Annotated in this window: 3 protein-coding genes and 1 pseudogene; 3 read left to right on the top strand and 1 reads right to left on the bottom strand. The window is 71.9% G+C overall.

The features are described from left to right. Positions 1–446, bottom strand: a pseudogene (locus FL311_RS44610) (hypothetical protein); the annotation flags it as partial. Positions 447–714: 268 nt separating this feature from the next. On the opposite strand from FL311_RS44610, the gene FL311_RS41675 reads away from it, so the two are divergent. The 3 genes from FL311_RS41675 to FL311_RS41685 all read left to right on the top strand — a co-directional run. Next, positions 715–1743 carry a MoxR family ATPase gene (locus FL311_RS41675; RefSeq protein ID WP_141333164.1) on the top strand — a complete coding sequence of 343 codons (1029 nt, stop codon included), beginning with the start codon at positions 715–717 and terminating at the stop codon, positions 1741–1743. A gap of 6 nt (positions 1744–1749) precedes the next feature. After that, positions 1750–2628 carry a DUF58 domain-containing protein gene (locus tag FL311_RS41680; protein ID WP_046716420.1) on the top strand — a complete coding sequence of 293 codons (879 nt, stop codon included), beginning with the start codon at positions 1750–1752 and terminating at the stop codon, positions 2626–2628. Further along, positions 2625–3811 (top strand): BatA domain-containing protein (locus FL311_RS41685; RefSeq protein ID WP_141333165.1); only part of this gene is annotated, 1187 nt, incomplete at its 3' end. The genes FL311_RS41680 and FL311_RS41685, both read left to right, overlap by 4 nt.

Genomic DNA, 3811 nt, shown 5'->3' on the forward strand with positions numbered 1-3811 from the left:
CGCAAATCCGACAGGCGCTCGCGGGGGAACTCCCGCGTCCAGCGCGGCGTCCCATCCGCCGCGTACCGTCCCAGCACCACCCCCAGCCGCTCCCCGGCCACCGGCTCGCGGTCCGCGTCCTGCCGGGGCGTCTGCGACACCACCAGCACCACGTCCCCGTCGCGCCCCACGGCGACGCCGGTCCCCGAGTCGTCCTGGGGCCCGCCCACCCGGGCCTCCCAGGGCACCTGCGCACCCTCGCCCTCGGAGGGCGGCCGGGTGCCCGACTTCGGCGGCGTGCCCGAGCCCGGGTTGGCCCCATCGTCCGTGCCCGGCGCGGCCTCCTCCCCGGGAGTCTCCGGGGCGCCCGGCTCCGAGCCACACGCCAGCCCCACGCCCCACAGGAGGGCCAGCGGCGCGAGCCACCTCCAGCCCTGGAACCAACGCCCCGCTCGCTCTGACCGCATGCGTGCTCCCCGAGCCGCCGCCGTCCTTCGCGAGCCGGCTCTCCGGAGACGGTAAGCAGCGTGTCCGGGACGTGGCATTCCCCCTGCCCCTCGGGGGGAGGCACCCGCCCGGGGGGCGTGCAGGCGACTGGGGGCCTCGGGGCCCCGTCCCCGAGTGTGTGACAGCGGAATAGGCCCCCACTCCAACGGTTGCCACCGCACGACTCGGCCGCTCGGAAGGAGGAAACCGTTGGTCCGGGCGCCGCCCGCGAATTAAGAGACTCCTTCCATGGAAAGCGCCGCCCCCGCCCCACGTCCCGTGCCCGATGCCTCGAGCGACGACCTCCGCGCAGTCGAGGAGCTTGCCCAGGCCCGTAACGCCATCGTCGCTCAAATCGAGAAGCGCGTCGTCGGGCAGCGCGAGGTGGTGGAGCACCTGCTCATCTCGCTCTTCAGCCGGGGCCACTGCCTGTTCGTCGGCGTGCCGGGCCTGGCCAAGACGCTGCTCATCTCCACGCTGGCGGACGTGCTGAACCTGTCCTTCAACCGCATCCAGTTCACCCCGGACCTGATGCCCTCGGACATCACCGGCACGGACATCCTGGAGGAGGACCGCACCACCGGCCGGCGCAACTTCCGCTTCGTGCAGGGCCCCCTGTTCGCCAACATCATCCTGGCCGACGAGGTGAACCGCACCCCGCCCAAGACGCAGGCCGCGCTGCTGCAGGCCATGCAGGAGTACCGCATCACCGCCGGCGGCCGCACGTACCCGCTGGCCCCGCCCTTCCTCGTCTTCGCCACGCAGAACCCCATCGAGCAGGAGGGCACCTACCCCCTGCCCGAGGCGCAGCTGGACCGGTTCATGTTCCTGGTGGACGTGGGCTACCCCACCGCCGAGGAGGAGATCCAAATCGTCAAGAGCACCACCGGCGGCGAGCAGCCGGCGCTCGAGAAGATTCTGTCTCCCGAGCGCATCGTCGCCCTCCAGGACCTGGTGCGGCGCGTGCCGGTGCCGGACCACGTGGTGCGCTTCGCGGTGGAGCTGGTGCGCAACACCCGGCCCAAGGAAGCGGGCGTGCCGGACTTCGTGGCGAAGAACGTGTCGTGGGGCGCGGGCCCTCGCGCCAGCCAGTACCTGGTGCTCGCGGCCAAGGCGCGCGCGATTCTCCACGGGCGCTTCGTGGCGACGGTGGAGGACGTGCGCGCGCTGGCGAGGCCGGTGCTGCGCCACCGCGTGCTGCCCAACTTCACCGCGGAGAGCGAGGGAATCACGTCCGTGAAGCTCGTGGACCAGCTCCTCACGGTGGTGAAGGGCTAGCGCCGCGTGCTGCTCGATGCCCAGACGCTGGCCCGCCTCAAGGGCGTGAAGCTGCGTGCCCGCGCGGTGATGGAGGGGGTGCTGTCCGGCCTCCACAAGAGCCCCCATCAGGGGCAGAGCGTGGAGTTCGCCGAGCACAAGGAGTACGCGCCCGGCGACGAGCTGCGCCACCTGGACTGGAAGGCGTACGGCAAGTTCGACAAGTACTACGTCAAGCGCTTCGAGCACGAGACGAACCTGCGCGCGGTGATGGTGGTGGATGCGTCTGCCTCCATGGGCTACCAGAGCGGCGCCTTGTCCAAGCTGGAGGTGGCGACGACGCTGGCGGGCGCGCTGTCGTATCTGCTGGTGCGTCAGCAGGACGCGGCGGGCCTGGCGCTGCTCACGGGTGGCAAGTGGAAGGACGTGCCTCCGCGCGCGTCGGCGGGCCACCTGAACGTGCTGCTCGACACGCTGGATGCGACGGCGGCCGGCGGCACGACGGACCTGGGCAGCGCGGCGGACCACCTGGCGGAGGTGCTGCCCCGGCGCTCCACCGTCATCGTCCTGTCGGACTTGCTCGACGAGAAGCAGGACGCGCTCAAGCGGGTGCTGGCGCTCAGGCAGCGCAAGAACGACGTGTCGCTGTTCCACGTCGTGGACCCGGCGGAGCTGACGTTCCCCTTCGATGACCCCACGCTCTTCATGGACATGGAGGGCGAGGGCCGCATCGAGGTGAACCCGCGTGAAATCAAGGAGAGCTACCTGGAGGAGTTCCACGCCTTCCTGGCGAACGTGAAGGCGTCGTGCGCGGAGGCGGACGTGGACTACGAGCTGGTGCGCACGGACGAGAAGCTGGACGACGTGCTGCTGCGGTACCTGGCGCGGCGCGGGAGGCGCGGGTGACGTTCGGCAATCCGTGGATGCTGCTGGGCGCGCTGGGCGCCCTCATCCCCCTGCTGGTGCACCTGTTCGACCGGCGCAGGCCGCGTCCCCATCCGTTCGGTCCGCTGGCCTTCGTGCTGCGCAGCCAGAAGCGCACCGCCAGTCGCCTCAAGCTGAAGCGCCTGCTCCTGTACGTGCTGCGCACGCTCATCCTGCTGGCCATCCCCATCGCGCTCGCCAAGCCGGAGCTGACGCGCGACGCGCAGGCCGCGCAGGTGGTGAAGGGCCCGGCCGCGACGGCCATCATCCTGGACGCGTCCCTGTCCATGCGCTGGTCGGACGGCACGTCGCTCTTCGAGCGGGGCCGGGACGAGGCGCGTGACGCGCTGAAGGACCTGCTGCCCGAGGAGCCCGCCACGGTGGTGGTGTGCACGGGCTCGCCCGCGGCGCCGCCGCCTCCGGGGTTCGACCGGGCCCGACTGCGCGCCCTCGTGGACGAGGCGAAGCCGACGTACGGCGGCGCGGACCTGTCGCGCTGCATGGACCTGGCGGCGCGCTCGCTGGAGGAGAACCCGATGCCGGCCAAGCGGCTGGTGGTGGTCTCCGACATGGCGGCCACGGCGTTCCGGCTGGAGGCTCCGCCGCCCACGGTGAAGGGCCCCACGGGCGCGCCGGTGAAGCCGGAGGTGGTGCTGCGCGACGTGGCCGAGGGCAAGGAGACGCTCGCCAACCACGCCATCGTCGACCTCAAGGTGGAGCCCGCGCTGCAGGCCGGCCCGCGCGCGTTCCAGTTCACCTTCACGGTGCGCAACTTCGGGACGGAGGCGGTGAAGGACCTGGAGGCCGCGGTGCGCACGGGCGAGACGACGCTGGCCAAGGGCTTCGTCGACGTGCCCGCCGGTGGCACCACGCAGAAGGCGCTCACGGTGCGCTTCCCGCAGGGCGGCACGGTGGTGGGCCAGGTGACGCTCGCGCCGGACGCGCTGGCGGAGGATGACCGACGGGCGTTCGTGCTGCCGGTGCCCCGCGCGCTCAAGGCGCTGGTGGTGAACGGCGCGCCGCACGCGACGCGCTACCGGGACGAAGCCTTCTTCGTGGACGCGGCGCTGACGGCGCCGGGGTCTCCGGTGGAGGTGGCCGTGCGCGACGCGGAGGTGGGGCTGCGCGAGGACTTCTCCACGTACGACCTGGTGCTGCTGCTCAA

The sequence above is a fragment of the Myxococcus sp. AB025B genome (genome assembly GCF_006518215.1).
Taxonomy (GTDB): domain Bacteria; phylum Myxococcota; class Myxococcia; order Myxococcales; family Myxococcaceae; genus Myxococcus; species Myxococcus fulvus.